Source organism: Sphingopyxis sp. BSN-002, from assembly GCF_022024275.1.
In the GTDB taxonomy this organism is placed as follows: Bacteria; Pseudomonadota; Alphaproteobacteria; order Sphingomonadales; family Sphingomonadaceae; genus Sphingopyxis.
Window position 1 is genome coordinate 2,855,252 of the sequence record NZ_CP091804.1, and the last position, 22,091, is coordinate 2,877,342.

At 66.1% G+C, this 22,091-nt stretch carries 25 protein-coding genes; 13 read left to right on the top strand and 12 right to left on the bottom strand.

What is annotated here, in order from left to right; translation table 11 throughout:
* Nucleotides 1–82: 82 nt before the first annotated feature.
* Complete coding sequence (locus L7H23_RS14130; protein WP_237836507.1) at nt 83–976, top strand: LysR family transcriptional regulator; 894 nt, start codon at nt 83–85, stop codon at nt 974–976.
* Here L7H23_RS14130 and L7H23_RS14135 read toward each other — a convergent pair.
* The 3 genes from L7H23_RS14135 to L7H23_RS14145 are packed head-to-tail and all read right to left on the bottom strand — an operon-like array spanning nt 968 to nt 3,522.
* A complete protein-coding gene (locus L7H23_RS14135; protein WP_237836508.1) occupies nt 968–1,630 on the bottom strand; it encodes an HAD-IA family hydrolase in 663 nt (220 codons plus the stop codon). The genes L7H23_RS14130 and L7H23_RS14135 overlap by 9 nt on opposite strands.
* Before the next feature lie 31 nt (nt 1,631–1,661).
* On the bottom strand, nt 1,662–2,438 hold the full coding sequence (locus L7H23_RS14140) for a glutathione S-transferase family protein (protein ID WP_237836509.1): 777 nt from the start codon (nt 2,436–2,438) through the stop codon (nt 1,662–1,664).
* Nucleotides 2,425–3,522 carry a DUF2855 family protein gene (locus tag L7H23_RS14145; RefSeq protein WP_237836510.1) on the bottom strand — a complete coding sequence of 366 codons (1,098 nt, stop codon included), beginning with the start codon at nt 3,520–3,522 and terminating at the stop codon, nt 2,425–2,427. The genes L7H23_RS14140 and L7H23_RS14145 overlap by 14 nt, the downstream gene beginning before the upstream one ends.
* An 86-nt stretch (nt 3,523–3,608) precedes the next feature.
* On the opposite strand from L7H23_RS14145, the gene L7H23_RS14150 reads away from it, so the two are divergent.
* Nucleotides 3,609–3,992 carry a DUF488 family protein gene (locus L7H23_RS14150; protein WP_237836511.1) on the top strand — a complete coding sequence of 128 codons (384 nt, stop codon included), beginning with the start codon at nt 3,609–3,611 and terminating at the stop codon, nt 3,990–3,992.
* Here the strand turns inward: L7H23_RS14150 and L7H23_RS14155 are convergent.
* The 3 genes from L7H23_RS14155 to L7H23_RS14165 are packed head-to-tail and all read right to left on the bottom strand — an operon-like array spanning nt 3,989 to nt 6,113.
* On the bottom strand, nt 3,989–4,675 hold the full coding sequence (locus L7H23_RS14155) for a VIT family protein (protein WP_237836512.1): 687 nt from the start codon (nt 4,673–4,675) through the stop codon (nt 3,989–3,991). The two genes, L7H23_RS14150 and L7H23_RS14155, sit on opposite strands and share 4 nt — an antisense overlap.
* A 33-nt stretch (nt 4,676–4,708) precedes the next feature.
* A complete protein-coding gene (locus tag L7H23_RS14160) occupies nt 4,709–5,173 on the bottom strand; it encodes a heme-binding protein (RefSeq protein WP_237836513.1) in 465 nt (154 codons plus the stop codon).
* Nucleotides 5,174–5,192: 19 nt separating this feature from the next.
* Nucleotides 5,193–6,113, bottom strand: coding sequence for an SMP-30/gluconolactonase/LRE family protein (locus L7H23_RS14165; RefSeq protein ID WP_237836514.1), 921 nt, complete (start codon nt 6,111–6,113; stop codon nt 5,193–5,195).
* Nucleotides 6,114–6,158: 45 nt separating this feature from the next.
* On the opposite strand from L7H23_RS14165, the gene L7H23_RS14170 reads away from it, so the two are divergent.
* Together L7H23_RS14170 and L7H23_RS14175 are read left to right on the top strand one after the other, a co-directional pair.
* Nucleotides 6,159–6,758: a TIGR02466 family protein gene (locus L7H23_RS14170; RefSeq protein ID WP_237836515.1), complete on the top strand. Its 600-nt coding sequence runs from the start codon at nt 6,159–6,161 to the stop codon at nt 6,756–6,758.
* A 47-nt stretch (nt 6,759–6,805) separates the two neighbouring features.
* On the top strand, nt 6,806–8,239 hold the full coding sequence (locus L7H23_RS14175; RefSeq protein ID WP_237836516.1) for an NAD-dependent succinate-semialdehyde dehydrogenase: 1,434 nt from the start codon (nt 6,806–6,808) through the stop codon (nt 8,237–8,239).
* A 1-nt stretch (nt 8,240) separates the two neighbouring features.
* Here the strand turns inward: L7H23_RS14175 and L7H23_RS14180 are convergent, their stop codons facing one another.
* Complete coding sequence (locus tag L7H23_RS14180; protein ID WP_237836517.1) at nt 8,241–9,002, bottom strand: SDR family oxidoreductase; 762 nt, start codon at nt 9,000–9,002, stop codon at nt 8,241–8,243.
* Nucleotides 8,999–9,370 (bottom strand): dihydroneopterin aldolase, encoded by a 372-nt coding sequence (locus L7H23_RS14185; RefSeq protein WP_237836518.1) that lies wholly within the window; start codon nt 9,368–9,370, stop codon nt 8,999–9,001. The genes L7H23_RS14180 and L7H23_RS14185 overlap by 4 nt, the downstream gene beginning before the upstream one ends.
* Nucleotides 9,371–9,460: 90 nt before the next feature.
* Here L7H23_RS14185 and L7H23_RS14190 point away from each other — a divergent pair, with 90 nt between their 5' ends.
* Genes L7H23_RS14190 through L7H23_RS14205 form a run of 4 tightly spaced genes read left to right on the top strand, consistent with a single transcriptional unit; the run spans nt 9,461 to nt 12,378 of the window.
* Entirely contained in the window at nt 9,461–9,964 is a 504-nt protein-coding gene (locus L7H23_RS14190; RefSeq protein WP_237836519.1) for an N-acetyltransferase, read from the top strand.
* A 46-nt stretch (nt 9,965–10,010) separates the two neighbouring features.
* Nucleotides 10,011–10,595 (top strand): DUF1285 domain-containing protein, encoded by a 585-nt coding sequence (locus L7H23_RS14195; protein ID WP_237836520.1) that lies wholly within the window; start codon nt 10,011–10,013, stop codon nt 10,593–10,595.
* Nucleotides 10,595–11,182, top strand: a complete 588-nt coding sequence (locus tag L7H23_RS14200) for a CoA pyrophosphatase (RefSeq protein ID WP_237836521.1) — start codon at nt 10,595–10,597, stop codon at nt 11,180–11,182. Before L7H23_RS14195 ends, L7H23_RS14200 begins: the two co-directional genes overlap by 1 nt.
* Nucleotides 11,179–12,378 carry a CCA tRNA nucleotidyltransferase gene (locus L7H23_RS14205; RefSeq protein ID WP_237836522.1) on the top strand — a complete coding sequence of 400 codons (1,200 nt, stop codon included), beginning with the start codon at nt 11,179–11,181 and terminating at the stop codon, nt 12,376–12,378. The genes L7H23_RS14200 and L7H23_RS14205 overlap by 4 nt, the downstream gene beginning before the upstream one ends.
* Here L7H23_RS14205 and L7H23_RS14210 read toward each other — a convergent pair.
* From L7H23_RS14210 to L7H23_RS14220, 3 genes are all read right to left on the bottom strand, one after another.
* Entirely contained in the window at nt 12,351–14,030 is a 1,680-nt protein-coding gene (locus L7H23_RS14210; RefSeq protein ID WP_237836523.1) for an EAL domain-containing protein, read from the bottom strand. The two genes, L7H23_RS14205 and L7H23_RS14210, sit on opposite strands and share 28 nt — an antisense overlap.
* An 88-nt stretch (nt 14,031–14,118) precedes the next feature.
* Entirely contained in the window at nt 14,119–16,416 is a 2,298-nt protein-coding gene (parC, locus tag L7H23_RS14215; RefSeq protein WP_237836524.1) for a DNA topoisomerase IV subunit A, read from the bottom strand.
* A 43-nt stretch (nt 16,417–16,459) separates the two neighbouring features.
* The gene (locus L7H23_RS14220; RefSeq protein WP_237836525.1) at nt 16,460–17,869 is read right to left on the bottom strand and encodes a M20/M25/M40 family metallo-hydrolase; all 1,410 of its coding nucleotides are present in this window, start codon (nt 17,867–17,869) and stop codon (nt 16,460–16,462) included.
* 107 nt (nt 17,870–17,976) lie between these two features.
* Between L7H23_RS14220 and L7H23_RS14225 the strand changes: the two genes are divergently transcribed.
* The 5 genes from L7H23_RS14225 to L7H23_RS14245 are packed head-to-tail and all read left to right on the top strand — an operon-like array spanning nt 17,977 to nt 21,041.
* Nucleotides 17,977–18,606 carry a lysophospholipid acyltransferase family protein gene (locus L7H23_RS14225; protein WP_237836526.1) on the top strand — a complete coding sequence of 210 codons (630 nt, stop codon included), beginning with the start codon at nt 17,977–17,979 and terminating at the stop codon, nt 18,604–18,606.
* A complete protein-coding gene (locus tag L7H23_RS14230) occupies nt 18,603–19,463 on the top strand; it encodes a DUF1295 domain-containing protein (RefSeq protein ID WP_237836527.1) in 861 nt (286 codons plus the stop codon). The genes L7H23_RS14225 and L7H23_RS14230 overlap by 4 nt, the downstream gene beginning before the upstream one ends.
* Nucleotides 19,439–19,843, top strand: coding sequence for a ribose-phosphate pyrophosphokinase (locus L7H23_RS14235; protein WP_237836528.1), 405 nt, complete (start codon nt 19,439–19,441; stop codon nt 19,841–19,843). Before L7H23_RS14230 ends, L7H23_RS14235 begins: the two co-directional genes overlap by 25 nt.
* Before the next feature lie 2 nt (nt 19,844–19,845).
* A complete protein-coding gene (locus tag L7H23_RS14240; protein WP_237836529.1) occupies nt 19,846–20,541 on the top strand; it encodes a site-2 protease family protein in 696 nt (231 codons plus the stop codon).
* Entirely contained in the window at nt 20,538–21,041 is a 504-nt protein-coding gene (locus L7H23_RS14245) for a GNAT family N-acetyltransferase (RefSeq protein WP_237836530.1), read from the top strand. Before L7H23_RS14240 ends, L7H23_RS14245 begins: the two co-directional genes overlap by 4 nt.
* A 3-nt stretch (nt 21,042–21,044) precedes the next feature.
* Here the strand turns inward: L7H23_RS14245 and L7H23_RS14250 are convergent, their stop codons facing one another.
* Nucleotides 21,045–21,974: a 2-oxoglutarate and iron-dependent oxygenase domain-containing protein gene (locus tag L7H23_RS14250; protein ID WP_237836531.1), complete on the bottom strand. Its 930-nt coding sequence runs from the start codon at nt 21,972–21,974 to the stop codon at nt 21,045–21,047.
* Between the last annotated feature and the right edge of the window lie 117 nt (nt 21,975–22,091).

Consider the following 22,091-nt stretch of genomic DNA (forward strand, 5'->3'; position numbering starts at 1 on the left):
TCCTTGCCGGGATGTCGGGCGCGACATTGGCGCATTTGATCCATCAATTCTAATTGTTCGATTTTTGGATTATACATAGACAATGTCTATCAATCGCGTCTCGCTCTATCATCTCGAAACCTTGCTTTGGATCGACCGGCTCGGCACTTTTTCGGCCGCCGCCGAGCGACTCAACACTACGCAGCCGACGGTCTCGGCGCGGATGCGCGAGTTGGAGCAGCGCCTCGGCACGGCGCTCTTTCGCCGCGAAGGGCGCGCGATGTCGCTGACCGCAGCGGGACGCAAGCTCGTCCGCGACTGCGATCCGCTGCTCCGCGACATGCAATATGCGCTGCTCGGCAGCGGCGGCTATGGCGAGGCGAGCGGGGTGGTGCGGATCGGTGCGGGCGAAATTGCCGCGGCGAGCTGCCTTCCCGCCTTCGTCGCGGAGCTCAAGGCCGACATGCCGAATGTCGGGCTGGAGATCGAGATCGACCTTACGGCGAACCTGATCCAGCAATTGCTCACCGGCCGCACCGACATCGCCTTTGCCGCCGGGCCGATCGCCCACCCGGCGCTCAAGACCAGCCCGATCGGCGCGGTCGAACTCGTCTGGCTCGCCAGTCCCGCCATCGCATCGGCCTTTGCCGGTGGCGAGGCGATGCTGCCCGTCTGGTCGCTTGCCAGCCATTCGCCGATCCACGGGAGAATGCGCGAGGCGATCGAGGCATCGCGGATTGCGCAGAAATCCCTGAACCTCTGCAACAATGCCCGGACGATGATCGACATCGCCAAGGCCGGCGGCGGCATCGGTATCTTTCCGCAGCCGATGGTGCGCGGCGAGGTTACCGACGGCGCGCTGGTGCAAATCGACGCTATGCCCGCGCTTGATCCGGTCGAATTCCACGTCGCGATGCGCGTCGCCGATACCGAGCCGGTACTGACGCAGATTTTCGGGCGCGCCGCGAAGCTCAACCTCGCCGACGCGTCAGGGTAGCTGCATCTCCAGCGCCGCCGACAGGTCGGCGAGCGCCTGTTCGCCGCTCGTCACCTTGATCGCATGCATGCCCAGCTGGCTCGCGGGTTTGCAGTTGATGCCGAGGTCGTCGAGATAGATGCATTCGGCAGGCTCGACACCAAGCTTTTCGCACATCATCTGATAAATTCGCGGGTCGGGTTTGCGCACCCCGGCCTTGCTTGATTCGATGACGTGAACGAATCGCGCCATGATGTCGGCGACCTCGATCGCCGCTTCCGCGCTGCGCGTCATGCCCGCGCCCTGGATGCCCATCTTGCCGCCCGGCACATTGTTTGTGATGCACGCAATGGTGAAGCCGCGGTCCTTCAGCGTGTCGAGCGCGGCGACCATCGCCGGGCGGACCGCCCCTGCGATTACCGCCAGCACCGCCTCGCCTTCCAGCTCATGCCCCAGTGCGCGTGCCTCGTCGGCGAACAGCGCATCGAACGCCGCAGCGTCGATCTCGGCGCGCTCGAACTTCGCCCAGGCGTTATCGTCGGGATTGGTCGCATTGACGCGGCGCACGAAGTCGTGCGGCAGTCCGCGCTCGGCCTCGAGCCGGTTGAACGCCTCGAAGGGCGAGGCGGTGATGACGCCGCCGAAATCGAAGATCACGGTCGTAAAGCGACCCATAAGTCATTCCTGTTGCTTGGAGAGAGAAGGATCAGCGCAGCATGATGCTGGCGCGCGGGGCATCGGTCCCGAAGCTCTGTTCGGCGACTTTCACCCCGACGGCTTCGAGCGCGGCGCGGCGGCCTTCGGCGCGCGTCGCGAGGATCGCGGGCTCGAAGCCGATCGTCCGCGCATAGCAGGGCTGCGCGGCGATACGGCCGAGCCATGCGGCGCTCTTCGGCCAGCGTGCCGGATCGGGCGTCCAGCCGGCGATCGCTGCATTGCGTAAGGGACAGGCGACCGCGAGATCCGCGACGCTCACCGTATCGCCGAACAGGAACCCGACCGTCGGAGCGCGCTCTTCCAGCCAGTCGAGCGCGACGGGCAGGTCGGTGTCGGTGACCTTCGCGATGGCCGTCTCGTCGGGCGGGCGTTTGAAGACGTGCGGCGCGACCACCTTCGGAAAGAACAGGCCCCAGACGCACAGGTCGCCGAGCCGGCTGTCGGCATATTCCTCGATCCACCGCGCCTGCGCGCGTTCGCGCGCGCCCTTCGGCAGCGCGGGCACGTCGGGATAGGCCTCGTCGAGATATTCGGCGATCACGGTCGAATCATTCACGACCAGATCGCCGTCGATCAGCACCGGAATGCGGCGCAGTGGGCTCAGTTTCGAAAATTCGTCATTGCCATAGAAGGGCGTGATCGGGTCGAGCTCATAGTCGAGCCCCTTCAGATGGAGGAGCGCGAGGATCTTGCGAACATAGGGCGAGACGGGGCTGCCGACGATCAGCATTGCTTGGTCCTTGTTGATCGGTTCAGGGCTCGACAACGATGCCGGCCTTGGGATCGGCGCGGCCTTCGAGCATTTCCCTGTACGCGGCAAGCGCGGCTTCGCCGCCGCTGCGCTTGTCGATGCGCGCGAGGCGCGGCGCGACGTCCATGAAACCGAGCCAGGCTTCGGCGATCTTTTGCCCGAACGCCGGCCCGCCCCAGTCGGCGATGCGTTTCTGACTGCGGCCGGGTGCGAAGAAGCCCTGCCGCTCGGGACCGGGAAGCGCGGCCTCGCCCGCATCGGAATCCCAGTGCGACTTGCCGACGATGATCGAGACCTGGAGCTTGTTTCCGAAATGGCTGTGCACCGCACGCGTCACCGCGCCATTGCCCGCCATGTCGACCAGCGCCGAAGGCGTCGCCGCGTTCAACGTCATGATGTCGTCATAGGCGATGACGCGGTCGTAAATATGCTGCGCGTCGAGATCGGCGACATTGGCCTTGCTGGTGAGCCCGATCGTCTGCGGACGGTGTCCCTGTCGCTGCGCGATCGAGAAGCCGAGTCCGATCCCGGTCTTGCTCGACGCGCTCGCGATCAAAATCTGCTCGGCGCCATAGTCGCCCTCATCCTCGAACTGGTCGGCGATCAGCCAGCCGGTCAGGAACAGCGGACGGAAGACCGGCCAATAATCATGGTCAGCAGCGCGGTAATCGTGCAGCGCCTCGATCCGTTGATAATTATTGTAGATCGGTGGCAGCGTCGTGCGCCGCGGGGTCACGTCGGTGAAACCGCCGGGGCCTGCCCCGCCGCTCGTAAGCACCGCATCGCTCGCCATCGGATAATAGCCATAGAAACGGTCGCCCGGCGCGATCCCGTCGGCGGCGCTTTCGGTGACGGTTGCGAAACCCCACACGGGCAGCCGCCCCGGCTCGCCGCGCTCGGCGAAGAAATCCCAATAGCCCTGATCGTTGCCGAACAGACCCGCAGGCTTGCCGAACACCGCATAGGTGATGTTGTTCGCGGTCATCGCATAGCTGTCGAGACGGACGCGTACCTGTCCGGGTGCGAGCGGCGCTGACGGATCGTCGACCAGCCCCGCCTGTGTGACGTCGTCGCGATCGATGTCGATTGCCCAATTCATTGCCGGACCCCTCCTTTGATTTTCGCGCATCCGCGCGAGGGCGGATTATCTTGCTCGCAAACGAGCTATGGCGGATAGTCTTGCAGATGGCGAAGTCCCTGACAATTGCGGTAAAGCGCATTCATGACGCGGCGGAGGCAAGTGACGGCGCGCGTTTCCTCGTCGACCGGCTCTGGCCGCGCGGCGTCTCGAAGGAAAAGGCCGCGCTTGCCGCCTGGCTGAAGCCGCTGTCGCCGAGCGAGGCTTTGCGCAAACGCTATCATGGCGAGACCGTCGATTCGGAGGAAGCGTGGGACGCCTTCCGCCTCGACTATTTTGCCGAACTCGACGCGGGCGGTGAAGAGGTGAAGGCCGCGCTGTTCGTTCTCGACGCGGCTAAGCAAGCGGGGCCGGTGACCCTGCTCTATGCCGCGAAAAGCCCCGAGCGGAACAATGCGCTCGCGCTGCGCGAATGGCTGGCGCGCCGCTAGGCGACGGCCCCGAACAGCGACCCGATCGCGATCGTCGCGGCCATCGCCATCGCCCCCCAGAAGGTTACGCGCACCACGGGGCGCAGCATCGGTGCATTGCCCGCCCATGCGCCGAGCGCGCCGAGCAGCGCCAGGAAGATCAGCGACGCTGCCGACACCGTCCACGGGAGCGAGGTGCCGCGATCGAGAAACACCGTCGCGAGCGGTAGCGCCGCCCCCACGGTAAAGCTTGCCGCCGAAGCCGCGGCGGCCTGAATCGGCCGCGCCGCCGTCGCGTCGGTCATCCCCAGTTCGTCGCGCAGATGGGTGTCGAGCGCGTCATGCGCGGTGAGCTGCGCCGCGACCTGTTCGGCGAGCGCGCGGTCGAGTCCGCGCTGCTCGTAAATCTGCGTCAATTCCTCGAGCTCGAACTCGGGATCGGCCGCAAGGTGCCGCTTCTCCAGCTCGACGTCGGATTTTTCGGCGTCGAGCTGCGAACTCACCGACACATATTCGCCGGCGGCCATCGACATCGCGCCCGCGACGAGTCCTGCGGTGCCGGTGACGAGTATCGAGGATTGCGACGTTCCCGCCGCCGCGACGCCCGCGATCAGGCTGGCGGTCGAGACGATCCCGTCGTTGGCGCCGAGGATCGCGGCGCGCAGCCATCCGATCCGCGTGACGGCATGGGTTTCCTCGTGCATCGCGGCACTCCCTGCTGCGGGAGGCGCCCACGATCAGCGGGCGCGCTCCGACTTCAGCCCTGCTGCCGCGATCCCGGCGGCGGCGCAAGCGGCATCGTCGGCGGGTGCTTCGCCCGAGGCACCGACCCCGCCCAGTCGCGTGCGCCCGTCGGCGCTGAAGACCGGCACGCCGCCCGGCACCGTCACGACATGCGGCGCGTCGGCAAAGCCCGGCGTGCCCTTGGCCGCCGCCTCCATCCCGCTTGTCGGGAAACCCCACGCGGCAACCGCGCGGGCCTTCTCGAGCGAGAACTCCATCATGCCGAAGGCGTTGCCGTCCATCCGCCAGGTCGCGACCGGATGACCGCCGAGGTCGACAACCGCGATCGCGTGGCTCTGTCCCTTGGCGCGCGCATGCGCGGCGCAGCCCTTGACGATCGCGTCGGCCTGTTCGGCGTTCAGCACCTGCGCGCTCGCCGGTGTCGCCGCGAGCAGAATCGCGGCCGCAAACAGTCTCATCCTCGCCTCCCGGCAAAAGTCAGTGCTGGAGCTTCAATCCCGGGCGCTTCCACCGCGTCTTCACCAGCCGGCCCGAACCCGACAGGGTGAGGTAGGCGTCCTGCATATCGGCTCCACCAAAGGCGATGTTGGTGGTGAAGATGTCGTCGGTCTCGACAAATTCGACGAGCGCGCCATCGGGGGCGACGACCGAAATCCCGCATTCGCCGATCGTCGCGACGCAGATATTGCCGTTCGCCTCCATCGCGAGGCTGTCGAAGAATTTATAGCCTGCGGGGCGATAGAGCGGAATGCCGGGGCCGCCGGGACCGGCGGCGTCGTCGACCTTGCCGGGAGCGATGATGTTGAATTTCATCAGGCGGCAGGTGTAGGTTTCAGCCGCGTAGAGCGTGTTGCCGTCGGGCGAGAGGCCCACGCCGTTCGGATTGTTCGACGGGAAGATCACTTCCTCGATGAAGCTGCCGTCGGCCTTCGCATAGAAGATGCCGACGATGTCGTGGGCGCGCTTCGCATAATCGACCTTGCCATGATCGGTGAACCAGAAGCCGCCGTGCGTGTCGAACATGATGTCGTTCGGACCGCGCAGGGTCACGCCATGATCGCCGGTCTTGTAGAGGACTTCGACCGCGCCGGTATCGATGTCGATGCGTTCGATCCGCCCGCCCGAATAGTCGCTCGCGATTCCGTGCGGCGCCAGATAGCCGTTTGCCTCGACATAGTTGAACCCGCCGTTGTTGCAGCAATAGAGCTTGCCGTCGGGACCGATCGCGAGGCCGTTGGGCCCGCCGCCGGGGGTCGCGACGACCTCCTTGCGGCCGCCGGGCCAGCAGCGCGTGATGCGTCCCTGCTCGATCTCGACGACAATGACGCTGCCGTCGTCCATCACGACCGGCGCCTCGGGGAAGCGCAATCCGTCGGCGATCAGTTCAAACTCGGCCATACCCTCTCCCTTGCTCTTGTCCGTTTGCTGTGCTTTGCGGCCATCATGCCCGTTCGCACGCTCTTCGCCACCAATTTTTACGAGGCCGACATCGGCACGCCCGACCTGCTCGAAGAGCTGGAGGAAAGCTGCCGCCTGTTCGCCGAAGAGGATGGCGCGGGGAGGGCGTGGAGCCGCGAGCATGGCTACAAGGGCTATACGAGCTACGCGAGCCTCGGCGACCTCCCCGAGCGCGATCCGGCGTTTTACGACCTCAAGAAGCTGCTCGACAAGGAAGTGAAGGCTTTCGCCAAAGCGTGCCATTTCGACCTCGCGAAGCCGCTGAAGCTCGACAGCCTGTGGGTCAATGTCCTGAAACCCGGCGGCACCCACAGCGGCCATATCCACCCGCACAGCATCGTGTCGGGTACTTTCTATGTCGCCGTCCCGCCGGGATCGGGCGCGCTGAAGCTGGAGGACCCGCGCCTCGCGATGCTGATGGCGGCGCCCGGTCGCACCGACGACGCGCCCGAACATCAGCGACCCTTCATCTATGCCGAACCCGCCGCGGGCCGCGTCTTCCTGTGGGAAAGCTGGCTTCGGCATGAAGTGATGCCCAACGCCGGCAAGAAGGATCGCATCAGCATCAGCTTTAACTATCGCTGACGCACCCTATATCGCCGCCATCCCCCATTCCCGATCAAGGATTTCCCATGACCGCGACCTACGACGCCGACCTCCAGCTCTTCATCAACGGTGCCTGGCGGAGCGGCGAGGGGCGTGACGAGCGGCCGGTCTATAACCCCGCGACTGCCGGCGCGATTGCCGAGCTTCCGGTCGCGACCGCGGCCGACCTCGACGAAGCGCTTGCTGCCGCCGAGCGCGGCTGGCCCGTCTGGCGCGCCAAGACCCCCGACGAGCGCGCCGCGCTGATGCACAAGGCCGCGGGGATCATCCGCGAGCGCGTCGACCATATCGCGACGCTGTTGACGCTCGAACAGGGCAAGCCGATCGGCGAGGCGCGCGGCGAGGTGCTTTCGGCCGCCGGGCTGTTCGACTATTTCGCCGAGCAGGGCAAACGCATCGAAGGCCGCGTCCTTCAGCGTCCGCTCGGCCAGCGCGCGATGGTCACCAAACATCCGGTCGGCCCCGTCGCGGGTTTCAGCCCGTGGAACTTCCCGGTCAACCTGATGGTCAAGAAGATCGCCCCCGCGCTCGCCGCGGGCTGCGTCGTGATCGCCAAGGCGCCCGAGGAGACGCCGGGCTGCACCAGCGCGATCATGCGCTGCATCGCCGACGCCGGCATTCCCGGCGACGTCGTCCAGCTCGTCTATGGCGATCCCGACCAGATCAGCCGCCATCTGCTCGCCAGCCCGGTGATCCGCAAGGTCAGCTTCACCGGCTCGACCGCGGTCGGCAAGCATCTGATGAAGCTCGCCGCCGATGGCGTGAAGCGGATCACGATGGAACTCGGCGGCCACGCCCCGGTGCTCGTCTTCGACGATTGCGACCTTGAGGCGACGCTCGACAAGGTCGTGTGGCAAAAGTTCCGCAACGCGGGGCAGGTCTGCATCTCGCCGACGCGTTTCTACGTCCAGCAGGGCATCTACGATGCCTTCGTGAAGGGCTTCGCCGAACGCACGCAGAAGGTGAAGATCGGTAGCGGCCTCGACGCCGACACCCAGATGGGCCCGCTGGCCAACGCGCGCCGCGTGCCTGCTTTGGAAGCGCTCGTCGCCGACGCCAAGGCGAAGGGCGCACGCGTGATCGCGGGCGGCGAAGCGACGGGCAACGGCTATTTCTTCCAGCCGACCGCGATCGCCGACGTGCCGGTCGAGGCCGATGCGATGAACCACGAACCCTTCGGCCCGATGGCGCTGATCCGCCCCTTCGGCACCGAGGAGGAAGCGCTCGAACAGGCGAACCGCTTGCCCTATGGCCTCGCCGCCTTTGCGTTCACCGAGAACGGCCGCCGCATCAACCGCATCGTCGACGGCATCGAAAGCGGCATGGTCGGGGTGAACAGCTTCGTGATATCGTCGCTCGACGCGCCCTTCGGCGGGATCAAGGAATCGGGCTTCGGCAGCGAGAGCGGCCCTGAGGGCCTCGACGGCTATCTCGTCACCAAAGCGGTGCACATCTACTGATCTAGTCGCGCTCCAGCGCGACGAAATCGCGTCCCAGCGGCGCCAGATGCGCGCCGCCGTCGACGAAGATCGTCTGCCCCGTGACCGCTTCGGCGCGCGCCAGATAGACGACCGCGTCGGCGATCTGCGCCGGCGTGGGCAGCGCGCCGAGCGGCATACGCTGCGCCAGCCGCTCGACCTGCGCTGCCGAATAATCGTCGGTCGCCATTGTCAGCCCCGGCGCGACCGCATTGACCCGCGCGCGGCCGCCGAACGCGACCGCCAGCGTCTGCGTCGCCTGCCACAGCGCCGATTTCGACAGGCTGTAGGCGATCTGGTCGGGAACCGGATGGACGACCCGCTGGTCGATAATATTGACGGTCGCGGGCCGCTTGTCCTCGCTCGCCGAGACCAAAGCCTTTGCGAGCATCACCGGCGCATGATGGTTGATCTGCATCATCTCTGCGAGCGCCGATGCCGACAGATCGGCCCACTCACCCTCGGCGAAGAGCGCGGCATTGTTGACGAGCAGGTCGGGCGCGCGCCCGAATTTCTCGATCACCGCGGGGATCAGCGTATCGACTGCGACCGGATCGGCAAGGTCCGCGGCAAAACGATGGCTGACCGCTCCCGTCTCTGCCAGTGCCTCGGCGAGCACCGCGTCGGCGTCGCCGCCACTGTGGTGGTGCAGCGCCAGCGCATAGCCCTCGCGCGCCAGCCGCGCCGAAATCGCGGCGCCGACGCGGTGGAGCCCACCCGTCACCAGCGCCAGCTTCTGCGTCACTTGCGGCTCCGGCGCATCGTGATGCCGATCTGCTCGCCTTCCTCGGCGATCGCGAGCTTGACGATCTTCACTTCGACGACCTCGATCTTCTCGTCCTGCAGGAACAGCGTGTCGATGATATGGTCGGCGACGCTTTCGATCAGCACGAAATGGACGTCCTTCGGAATGCCCTCGGTCGCGGCGAATTTCAGGTGCATGTAATTTTTCGAGCGGCTGAGCGGCGTCACCGGATCATAATGATCGGCCATCGCCAGCTTCGCGCGCACCGAGATGCGCAGCGGCTGCGGCAGGTGCGTTTCCTCGGAATAGATGCCGGTCAGCACATCGACGGTCAGCCCATCCACCTCCAGCCACAATGTATCGGTCACAAGAAATTCCTGTTCGGCGGGACCGACATTCGGCTTTGCATCGCCGCGCTGCGCCCCTAAAGCGCCGCCGCATTAGCGAAAGGGTGCGCGTTGGTCGAGTTACTTCCATTGTCCGATATCGAGCCGCAGGCGGTCGAGCATCTGCTCGACGAAGCTTTCGGATCGGATCGCTTTGGACGAACCGCCTACCGTATCCGTCTCGGCATGGATGCGGTTCCGGCGCTCAGCTTCGCGGCGCTCGAGGATGGCGCGCTGATCGGCACGATCCAGTGCTGGCCCGTCGCGCATCATGCCGCGGACGGCACCGCGACGCCGCTCGTCATGGTCGGCCCCGTTGCGGTGCGCCCCGACGTCCAGCGTGGCGGCCATGGCCGCACGCTGATGGCGCATATGCTCGAAGCGGCGGCAACCGAAGCCGACAGTGCGCTGATGATGATCGGAGACCCCGAATATTACGGCCGCTTCTTCGGCTTCACCGCCGATACGACCGGCGCATGGGACCTGCCAGGCCCCTTTGAGAAGCGCCGCCTGCTCGCGCGGGCGGTGAACGGGCACGGGCTGCCGACCGGCGCCGGGATGATCGGGCCGCGCTGAGCCGGCTTGGGGTTGCACCCTTCGCCCGTCCGCCTATGTCGGACCGATGGTCAGCCCCGCGCCTTCGCTCCCCAAGGACTTCGCCCAGCTTTCGCTGACCGAGGCGGCCGAGCTGCTCGCGGCGCGCAAGCTGCCCCCGGTGGAAAGCTGGCACCCCGAGCGCGAGGGCGACAGCGCGATGGAAATCCGCACCGATGGCAGCTGGTATCATGAGGGTGGCCGCATCAACCGCCCCGCGATGGTCAAGCTCTTCTCGACGATCCTCCGCCGCGAACCCGACGGCAGCCACGTCCTCGTCACCCCGGCCGAAAAGCTGGTCATCGCAGTCGAGGACACGCCCTTCCGTGCCGTCGAGATGAAGAGCGAGGGGGAGGGCGAAGCCCGCAAGCTCGTCTTTCGCCTCGACACGGATGACCTCGTCATGGCGGGCCCCGATCACCCCCTCAGTTTCGGCGGTGACGCGGATAACCCCGACCCGCGCCTCCACGTCCGCGGCGCGATCGGCAACGGCCTTGAAGCTCGTGTAGACCGGGCTCTCTATTATGAGATCGTCGAGATGGCGCTTGCCGACAATGCCGAACCCCCGGCAATCTGGTCGGACGGCGCGCGTTTCCCGCTGGTGGACGCCTGATGCTCTCCGAAAAGCTGCGCGCGGCGCTCGACAATCTGCTGCCCGACGACGGCGAGGATGAATCCTATCTGCTCCACGGCGAGCGCCTCCGCGACGCCGCGGTGCTCATCGCTTTCACCGACCGCCCCGACCCCGGCGTCATCCTGACCCAGCGCCCGCAATGGCTGCGGAGCCACGCCGGACAGGTCGCCTTTCCCGGGGGCAAGATCGATCCCGGCGACGTCGACGCGATCGACGCAGCGCTGCGTGAGGCCGAAGAGGAGATAGGCCTCCACCGCCACGACGTGACGATCGCCGGGGCGACGACGCCGTACCGCTCGGGCAGCGGCTATCACATCACTCCGGTGCTCGGCGTGATCCCGCCCGACCTGCCGCTCGATCCCAATCCCGACGAGGTCGAGGACTGGTTCGAAGTGCCGCTCGACATCCTGTTCGACCCCAGCAATTATGCGCTCCACCATGCGAACTGGCAGGGGCAGGACCGGCACTATTACGACATGGACTGGCAGGGACGGCGGATCTGGGGCGTGACGGCGGACATCATCATCAAGCTTTCGCGGCGCCTTCCTGCGGGGTGGTACCGATGACGACGTTGCCCGAAACGGCATGGCGCAACGCACCCGGACTGCGGCGCATCGTCGCGGCGCTCGGGGCCGACAAGGTCAAGATCGTCGGCGGTGCGGTGCGCGACACGCTGCTCGGGCTTCCCGTGACCGATATAGATATCGCAACGCCGCTGTTGCCCGAAGAGGTCACGCGCCGGCTCGAAGCGGCCGACGTCAAGGTGATCCCCACGGGCATCGCGCACGGTACGGTCACTGCGATCGCCAGCGGCGATCATCACGAGATCACGACGCTGCGCCGCGATGTCGAGACCGACGGCCGCCGCGCGACGATCGCCTTCGCCGACGACTGGCGCGAGGATGCAGCGCGGCGCGACTTCACGATCAATGCGCTCTACGCCGATCCCGACAGCGGCGAGGTCGCCGACTGGTTCGGCGGCATCGCGGACCTGCAAAGTGGCTGCGTACGCTTCATCGGCGATGCGGCGACGCGCATCGCCGAAGATCATTTGCGTATCCTGCGCTTCTACCGCTTTGCCGCGCGCTTCGGGCAGGGCGATCTGGAAGCCGCCAGCCATGCCGCGGTGATCGCCGCGCGCCAGTCGCTCAAAAGCCTGTCGCGCGAGCGCGTCGCCGACGAATTGCTCAAGATCCTCTCGATCGCCGACCCGCGCCCGATCGTGGGCCAGATGGCGGCCGACGGGATGTTCGAGGTGATCCTGCCCGAACTCGCGCCCGATTTCGCCGCGATCCTCGACCGGCTGCTCGCCAACGAAGCCGCGACGGGCGTCGAGGCCGCGCCGCTGCGCCGCCTGTCGGCGCTGCTGCCCGGGGAGCCCGCAACCGCCGAACAGGTTGCAAGTCGCCTTCGCCTCTCGACCCGTCAGCGCAAGCATCTTGCGGCCCTGGCAGGACATCGCAGCGACCTTCGCGCGGCGCGGCAGCTCGCACACGGCATCGGTCTCGATGCGGCGCGCGATGTGTATCTGCTTGCCGGCGATCCCGCGTCGGCAAAGGCTGCAGCGACGTCGCTGGAAAATTGGGAGGTCCCGCTGCTCCCCATGAAGGGCGGCGACATCATCGCGCGCGGCGTCACCGCCGGCCCCGAAGTCGCGCGCATCCTGCGTGCGGTCGAGGCGGCATGGGTCGCGGAAGATTATCCGGACGCGGCGCGCGTCGCCACCCTCGCCGATCAGATGATCGGGCGCACCAGCGACTGACGCCAATAGGCAAGCGCCGAGTCGGCCTTCATCGGGTGAGCGAACAGGAATCCCTGCCCGAAGTCGCAGCCCAAAGCCGAAAGCAGCCGGGCCTGATCGGCGGTCTCGACGCCTTCGGCGGTCGTGCGCATGCCCAGCACTTCGGCGAGGCTCTGGATCGTGCGGACGATCGCGGCCTTGTCGCGGTCCTCGACCATATGATCGACGAAGCTGCGGTCGATCTTGAGCACGTCGAGCGGCAGGCGCTGCAGATAGGCGAGGTTCGAATAGCCGGTACCGAAATCGTCCATCGCGACGCGCGCGTTCAGCGCTTTGAGTTCGCTCAGCACCGACAGCGCCAGATCGGGATCGCCGATGATCGCGCTTTCGGTGAGTTCGATCATCAGCCGTTCGCCGCCGACGCCGCCCGCGGCCAGTGCCTCCCGGACGACAGCCGCAACATCGTCACGGACCAGCTGGATCGCGGAGACATTGACCGAAATATAGCAATCGACGGTCTTGCCGCCATTCTGGCGGTCCCAGTCGGCGAGCGTCGCCGCCGCCTTGCCGATGGCCCATTGGCCGAGCGGAACGATGAGCCCCGAATCCTCGGCGACCGGGATGAATTCGGTCGGCGAGATCGAATCGCCGGCGCCGGTGTTCCAGCGCGCCAATGCCTCGAAGCCCGCGACGGTTCCGGTCGACAGTTCGATCAGCGGCTGAAAGTCGAGGTGCAGCCGATCCTGCTCGATCGCGTTGCGCAGCTCGGTTTCGAGGCCGAAACGGTTGTCGGAGATCAGCGCCGCCTCGGGCTCGTAGATTTCGATCCGGTCGGTGCGCTTCGCGCGCTTGAGCGCGATCTGTGCATGACGGATCTGATCGGCGATATCGGTGTCAATTTCGGGCTGGATCGCACAGCCGAGCGCGCAGTCGACGCTGACCTTCAGCTCGCCGATGCGGAAGGGGTGGTCGAAGCAGCCGCGAATGCGCCGCGCCATTTCGCGCACGTCGGCCTTGCCACCCGCGACGCGCGACGAGATGGCGAACTCGTCGCCGCCGGTGCGTGCCAATATGTCGCCGCTACGCAGGCTGGACTTCAGCCGGCGCGCAACGGTGATGATCAACTCGTCGCCGGCCATCGGGCCGATATGTTCGTTGATGCGGCTGAAGCGCGCGAGATCGAGCAGCAGGATCGCGTGGTCGCCGCTGCCCTCCGGGTCGCCGCGCCGTTCGACGAGTTCCTCGAAGCCGGCACGGTTGGGGAGGCCCGTCAGGCTGTCGGAGACGAGTTCGCGGCGCAGATTGCGCTCGGTCATCATCTCCTGCGTGCGGTCGATCAGCGTCAGCAGGAACAGCGACGTATCGCCGCTCTCTTCGGCGAGCGGGCCGATCGAACCCCGCAGGTCGCGCGCGGCGACGCCGACGCCCAGCCGGCACGAAAATTCCTGGTTGCCGTCGCCCTGCTGCGCAGCGCGTTCGATCGCACGACGCAGTTCGATCGGAGCATCGACTCCCGCGGGTGACAGGCCCAGCCGGTCGAACGCCGCATTGCTGGCGTGAAGGCTGAAATTGCCGCGCGAAAGGGGTCTGATCAACGCCGCCGGTACCGGCAACGCGTCGATCCAGCCGACGAACAGTGAGGGCCGGTCTTCGCCGGTTCTATCAATAGGCATAACAGTGGGTTTTGTGCGACCTTTCCCCATTGCCCTTGGACTAGGGGCCGGGAGTAAATAAGCTATTTACGGCAACATCCGAATGCGATCAGTCGAAGCGGTTGTTGCGAGGGAAGCCCGTGGGGGGCATCCGGCCCGATGCACTGCGCGCGACGCGCCACGGGCCGAGGTCGGTTTCGGTGCGCGTGCGGCCGGTGTCGCCGCCCATCGCCCAGCTCAGACCCTCGGAAAAGACGAAGGTCGTTGCGTCGGACAGGCCTCCGTCGCGGTACTTCTGCAGCATGACGCCCTGGCCGCGCGCCATCACCGGAACCTCGGCGAGCGGGAAGACGACGAGCTTGCGGTTCTCGCCGATCACCGCGACGCTGTCATGGTCGGCCGCGATCGGGCGCACGACGCCCAGCTGCGCTTTCGGCTTCAGGTTCACAACGTTGCGGCCCTTGCGCGTTTCGGCGACGACTTCGCTCATCTGCGCGACGAAGCCGTGCCCGCTCGACGATGCCAGCAGCAGGCGGCCCTCGGCGCTTGCGGGGATCAGCGCGACGATGCGTGCATCGGGATCGATGTCGACCATCAGCCGCAGCGGCTCACCGAAACCGCGTCCGCCGGGCAGCTTGTCGGCGCCGACGGTATAGAAACGCCCGTCGCTCGCCGCGATCAGCAGCTTGTCGGTCGTCTGCGCGCGCGTGGCGAAGGCAAGCTCGTCGCCTTCCTTGAACTTGAACTCGCCCCACTGCTCGGGCGCGACATGGCCGCGCTGGGCGCGGATCCAGCCGCGCTTCGACAGGATGACCGTCACCGGTTCCTTCTCGATCATCGCGTCGAGCGGGATATCGCGCGCGGGTGCCGCCTCGGCCAGTGTCGTGCGGCGCGCGCCGAGCAGCGTGTCGAGGCCATAGACGGCGCGCAGCTTTTCCAGATCCTTGCGCAGCCGCGTCTTCTGTCGCGCCGGGCTTTCGACCAGCTTGGCCAGCTCGTCGCGTTCGGCGGTCAGCTCGGCCTGCTCGCGCTTCAGCTCCATTTCCTCGAGCTTGCGCAAGCTGCGCAGGCGCATGTTGAGGACGGCTTCGGCCTGACGGTCGGTCAGCAGGAACTCGGCCATCATCACGGGCTTCGGCTCATCCTCGGTGCGGATGATCTCGATGATCCGGTCGAGATTGAGGAAGGCGATGATGTAGCCGGCGACGAGTTCGAGCCGGTCGTCGATCTTCGCGATGCGATGCTTCGCGCGGCGGACGAGCACGATGATCTGGTGCTGCAACCATTCGGTCAGCAGCTGGTGCAGCCCCATCACCTTCGGAGTGCGCGTCGCGTCGAGGACGTTGAGGTTCAGCGCAAAGCGGTTCTCGAGCTCGCTCAGCCGGTACAGGCTTTCCTTGAGGATCTCGGGGTCGACGTTGCGGCTCTTCGGCACCAGCACGATGCGCAGATCCTCGGCGCTCTCGTCACGCACATCCTCGAGGATCGGCAATTTCTTGTCGGCAATCAGTTGCGCGATCTGTTCGATCAGCTTGCCCTTGGCGACGCCGTACGGGATTTCGCTGATGACGAGCTGCCAGGTGCCACCTGGCTGCTTCTCGATCCCTGTTTCTTCCCAGCTTCCATCTGCGTGCTTCCCCAAGGAAAAGCGTGCTCGAACGCGAAAGCCGCCGCGCCCGGTCTCATAGGCGTGCCGGATCGTCTCGGGCCCGTCGACGATGATGCCGCCGGTGGGAAAATCGGGGCCCTTCACATGCTCCAGAAGGTCTGCGAGTTCGGCCTTCGGATTCTCGATCAGCACCAGTGCGGCGTCGATCACCTCGGCGGCATTGTGCGGCGGAATGTTCGTCGCCATGCCGACTGCGATCCCGCTCGCGCCGTTCGCGAGCAGGTTCGGGAACAGCCCCGGCATGATCTCGGGCTCTTCGTCCTCGCCGTTATAGGTCGGCTTGAAATCGACCGTGCCCTCGTCGAGCCCCTGCATCAGGTCGATCGCGACCCGCGTCAGCCGCGCTTCGGTGTAGCGATAGGCCGCAGCATTATCGCCGTCGATGTTGCCGAAATTGCCCTGCCCGTCGACGAGCGGGTAGCGGAGCGAGAAATCCTGCGCGAGGCGGACCATCGCGTCATAGACTGCGGTGTCGCCGTGCGGGTGGAATTTGCCGATGACGTCGCCGACGACGCGCGCCGATTTCTTGTACCCCTGCGACGGGTCGAGCCGCATCGCGCGCATCGCCCACAGCAGGCGGCGGTGGACGGGCTTCAGGCCGTCGCGCAGATCGGGCAGCGAACGCGCCGTGATCGTCGACAGCGCATAGACGAGGTAGCGCTCGGACAGCGCGCTGTCGAACGGGGTGTCGATATTGCCGGGCTCGGAAGGCGGAAGGTCGTCGGTCGTACTGGCCATTATCGGGCGCCGATAGCAATCCTGACGTTACAAGGCAAAGGGCTTAGGGTTTGTCGGCGTAGGCCTTGACCAGATCGAACATGTAATCGCGCCCGACATAGACCGCCTTCACCTCGGCGCGTTCGTTGAGGCCGTGGACGCCATTGCCGTCAGGGTCGCCCCAGATGCCGGGAATGCCATAGGTCGGAATCCCCGCGGCGCCGAGGAAGGTCGCGTCGGTATAGCCGTTCGCCATCGACGGGATGACCTTCAGCCCCGGCCAATATTTGTCGACGAGTTTCTGCATCGGCCCGATGATCTTCGGGTCGAGCGAAGGCGACGGCGGGGCAGGGCGCTTGGGGGGCAGCTGCGTGACGGTAACACCGGGGTCGCCGATCACCTTGATCAGTTCCTCGCGGATGCTCTCGATGCTGTGTCCGGGGAAGATGCGGCAGTTGATGTTCGCGCCGGCGCGTTGCGGGAGCGCATTGGGGGCATGCCCGCCATCGAGCAGGGTCGCGACGCAAGTGGTACGGATATTGCCGTGCAGAAAGCGGTCGGCGTTGACGATCGCCCCGGCCGCCTTGTCGCCATTGTCCTTGGCGAGCGCGACCATGGCATTGCCCAGCGCGTCGGCGCGCGCGGCCCCTGCTTCGGCGAAAAAGCGCCGCGTCGTGTCGGTCATCTCGACCGGAAATTCATATTCGTCGATCTTCGTCAGCGCGCGCGACAACTGATAGATAGCATTGTCGCGGACCGGGACCGAGCTGTGGCCGCCGGGATTGCGGGTTTCGAGGCGGAAATTGGCGAAGGTCTTTTCGCCGACCTGCACCGATTGGCCGACGACCTTGCCCTTGCCGTCGCTGTCGCCGCCTCCGCCCTCGTTGAGCGCGAATTCGGCGTCGATCAGGTCGCGCTTGTTCGTGGCGAGCCATTCGGCACCGTTGAACGCGCCATTGGTTTCCTCGCCGCAGGTAAGGGCAAGTTTCACCGTGCGTTTCGGCTTGTAGCCTTCCTTCCTGAAGCGGATCAGCGTGTCGACCCACACCGCCGCCTGTGCCTTGTCGTCGAGCGTGCCGCGGCCGTAGAAATAACCGTTTTCCTCGATCATTATGAACGGGTCGCGTTCCCAATCCTCGCGCTTCGCCTCGACGACGTCGATGTGCGCGATCAGCAGGATCGGCTTCGCGGTCTTCGATGTGCCCGGATAGATCGCGACGAGGCCTCCCTCCTTCGGATGCTCGGGGGTTGCGAAAAGCGTGAGCTGGCTGTCGGCAAAGCCCGCCGCCTTCATGCGGGCGGCCATGCGCTCGGCGGCGAGGGTGCAACTGCCCGACGAGAGCGTCGTGTTGGTTTCGACGAGTTCCTTGTAGAGATCGCGGAAGGCGAGCTGGTCTGCACGCGGGGCATCCTGTGCCACCGCGGGTGTCGCCACGAGCAGCGCCGAAGTCAGCAGCGCGGTCCAGTTCTTCATTCAAGCCTCCCCTGTCGATCGGGCAAAGGGAGCAGAAAGCGTGTCCGGCCGCAAGCGGCTTGCCTGCCACGACGCTTTCGCGCAAGTGCTGGAGCAGGGGAGAGCGAATGACATCTATCGAGGATCACCCGCCGGGACCGGTTGCGCGCGCGGTGAAATGGCTGCTGCTGCTGATGTACCGCGCGCGCGGCTGGAAAGCTGTCGGCGAAGTGCCCGAGCCGAGGCGCTTCATCATCATTGCCGCACCGCACACGAGCAACTGGGACTTTGTAAACTTCCTCGGCCTTACCGCCGATCTGAAGGTGCGCGCGCATTTCATGGGCAAGCTGTCGCTGTTCAAATGGCCGATCGGCGGCTTCATGAAACAGATGGGCGGCATCCCCGTTGATCGCCGCAACGCCAGCAATGTGGTGCAGCAGATGGTCGACGAATTCGCGCGCCGTGCGGAATTCATGCTGACCGTCGCGCCCGAGGGGACGCGCGGCAAGGCAAAGAAGTGGCGCACCGGCTTCTACCAGATCGCGCTTGCGGCAAAGGTGCCGCTGGTCGTCGGTTTCATGGACTATGGCCGCAAAACGGGCGGGCTTGGTCCGCTGATCTGGCCCACCGGCGATTTTCGCGCCGATATGATGAAGGTGCTGGAGACCTATAAAAGCTGCATTCCCAAATTCCCCGAGCGTGCGGTAAGCTCGATCGACGATATCGTCGGCACGGAGGATGAAGGAGCGCGCGGATGAGCGAAGCGCTGACGCTGCTGGGCATCAATTTCGCCGGATTGATCGCGGTGATCCTGATCCTGTGGTGGATCGCCGTCGCGATCCGCGACGTATCGTTCATCGACGCCTTCTGGGCCTTCGGCATGGTGTTGCTGGCATGGGGCAGCGCGTGGCAGGCGGGAATCGAGGGGCTGCACGGGCGGCTGTTGCTCGGACTGACATCCCTGTGGGGATTGCGTCTTGCGATCCATCTTTTCGTCCGCTGGCGATCGCATGGCGAGGATCCGCGCTATGCAAAGATCATCGCGCGGCAGATGGAGACCAGGAAATGGAGCTGGGCAAAGGTGGCGCTGCTCACGGTCTTCCTGACGCAGGCGCCTTTGCTATTCATCACAAGTCTGCCGGCGCAGATCGGCATTTGGGCAAGCGCGGCCGATTGGGCGGGCGCGACCTCGCTGATCCGCATGGCGGGTGCATTTCCGCCGCCGGCCGTGGGCCTTGTCGGCTGGATCGGGGTCGTTGCGGCGCTGATCGGCATTGCGTTTGAAACCATCGGTGATGCCCAGCTCGATCGTTTCCGCAAGGATCCGGCGAACAAGGGCAAGGTGCTCGACACGGGATTGTGGCGCTATACGCGGCATCCCAATTATTTCGGCGACGCGCTGACCTGGTGGGGGCTGTGGCTGATCGCCGCCGACCTCGGCCCGTGGATTGCCTTGGCGAGCGTGATCGGGCCACTTTTCCTGACCTTCACGCTGACGAAATGGTCGGGCAAGGCGCTGCTCGAAAAGGGACTGCACAAGACCCGGCCCGACTATGCCGCCTATGTCCAGCGCACTTCGGGCTTCATTCCATGGCCGCCAAAGACCAGGGGCTAGGCAGCGAGGAAAGCGCCGCCGACGTGTCGGCGCTCGGCGATGCGCCGCGCATCCGCGCTATCCTGACCGCGGCGGCGCGCGAGGGGCGCAGCGTCAGCTATTCCGAACTGCTCGGCGACCTCGGCTTCCGTTTCACGCGCCCCAAGATGCGCGCGGTGTGCAAGACGCTCGCCGAGGTCGACCGGCTCACCGCGCTCGATGGTGAGCCCGATCTTGCGGTGCTGCTGGTACGCGAGAGCGATCGGCTGCCCGGACAGGGCTGGTGGGTCGGCGGGACAGCGCTGCTCCTCGGCTACGACGGCCCGTGGGAGGGCGCCGCCGCCGCGCGCTTCATCCGCGAACAGCAGCAGGCGGTGTTCGACTATTGGGCGGAGCGATAGGCATGGGCGAATGGGTCGCCGGGCTTGTCCGCATCCTGCTGAGTCTGATGCTGTTCGCGGGGCTGTACGAATATGCGCCGCGGTCGTGGGGCGGGCTTGCGGTGCTGATCGCGCTCGTGGCGATGAGCTTCCTCGTTACTCTCTTCCACGAACTCGGCCATGCCCTCGCGGTCTGGCGGCAGCGGGGCACGGTGCTGGCGATTTCGGTGTTCGGTGTGACCTATGCTCCGCTCAAGCGTCGGCTGACCTTCGAACCGCTGCCCCGGGGTGGCGACCTTGGCGGTTTCGTCCGCTTGCGCGCGCCGGAGGGCGGCTGGACGCGGCGGCAACATGCGATTGTGCTCGCCGCCGGGCCGCTTGCCGACGCCGCGATTGCCCTGCTGGCGCTCGCGGCATCGGTGGTGCTGTCGGTGCCGGCCGCCTCTCCACCGCGAAACGCAGCGACGGTCGTGGGCTATGATCTGCACGACATTCCGGCAACGCGGGCGAGCGGGCTGCCGACGGCCGAGGCGTTCGAACAGATCCGTGTCGACGACCGGACCATCGATCTGGCACCGGTCGCGTCGATGCTGATGGTGGTTGCCTTCATTTCCTCGCTCGGGAACTTGCTGCCCTATCGCGGCAGCGACGGCGCCGGATTGCTTGCCTTGTGGCGTGGGCGCAACCGCTTCACCCGATCGAAGAAGGCTGGCCGATGATCCCGACACTGGACACCGAGCGCCTGATCCTGCGCGCGCCCGAGGCCGGCGACTTCCCCGTCTATCGCGACTTCTTCGCCGATGCCGCGGCGTCACGCTTCTACGGCGGGCCGATGGATGCCAGCGCGGCGTGGCGCGTGCTCGCCGCCGACCTCGGCCACTGGGCACTGCGCGGCTATGGCCGTTGGGCTGTCGTCGAGCGCGCGAGCGGGCGGATGATCGGCGGCTGCGGCCTCTGGTGGGCCGAGGGCTGGCCGCGCTCCGAACTTACCTGGTGGATCGTGCCGGAGGCGCGGCGCATGGGTTATGCCGCCGAAGCATCACGCGCGGCGATCGCCTTCGGCTATCGCACGCTCGGCTGGGACCTCGTCGAGACGCATATGAACGACGCGAATGTCGCGGCGCGCCAGCTTGCCGAAAAGCTCGGGGGCACCGTGCTCATGCGCGAGCGCTTTCCCGACGGGCTGGAGCGCGACATCTACGCGCTCCCCGATCGCTGAGGTCTATTTCTTCAACCCGATCTCGCGCAGTCGTTCCTGCAGATAGTCGTCGGCGGTGATCGGCGTGGGATAGAGGTTGGGGTGCGATGCGCTGACGCAGCTTTCCAGCGTCTCGATCGGATAGTCCGAGCGGAAGTGCAGGAAGAAGGGCATCGAGTAGCGCGCAACGCTGGCGCGGCCGGCGTCGGGGTTGCGGACACGGTGCGTGGTCGAGGGCAGGCGGTTGTTGGTCAGCCGCTGCAACATGTCGCCGACATTGACCGCCATCGCGCCCGGCGGGGGCGAGACGGGAAGCCAGCTGCCATCCTTGTCGAGGATTTCGAGGCCGGCTTCCTCGGCGCCGAGCAACAGCGTGATCGTGTTGATGTCCTCGTGCGCCTCGGCGCGGATGCCCTTCGCGGGAGCCGCGACCGGCGGATAGTGGAGGAGGCGCATCACGCTGTTGCCGTCCTTCACCGTGTCGTCAAAGAAATCGGGCGCGAGGCCAAGGTAGCGCGCGATTCCCGAGAGGAGCCGGCCGCCGACGCGGTCGAACTCGGCGAACAGCTTGTCATAGACCGCGCGGAAGCCGTCGACCTCGGCCGGCCAGACGTTGTTCGGCTGCTGCGCGGCGAGACGGTGGCCCGCGGGCAGGTCGCGGCCGACGTGCCAGAATTCCTTGAGGTCGACTTCCTTCGCGCCCTTCGCGATCTCGGTGCCGAACGGCGTATAGCCGCGCGCGCCGCCGCCGCCGGGAATATGATAGGCGCGCTTTTGATCCTCGGGCAGCGCGAAGAAATCCTTCGCCTTCGTCCAGGCGTCGTCGATCAGCGCGGGGTCGATGCCATGATCGGTAATCATCGCAAAGCCGAAGCGTTCGAAAGAGGCGCCGAAATCATGCGCGAACTGGTCGGCGGGGAGCGACATGGAAATGACGGGAACGGCAGCGGTCATGTATATTATGTCCATTCGATAGGGGCAGCGCCTGCAGGGACGCCGGATGAGTCGCGATTTAGGCGCTGGCGCGCGCGGGTTAAAGGGAAAAAGGCGGTTCCACCCCGCGCGGGGCTC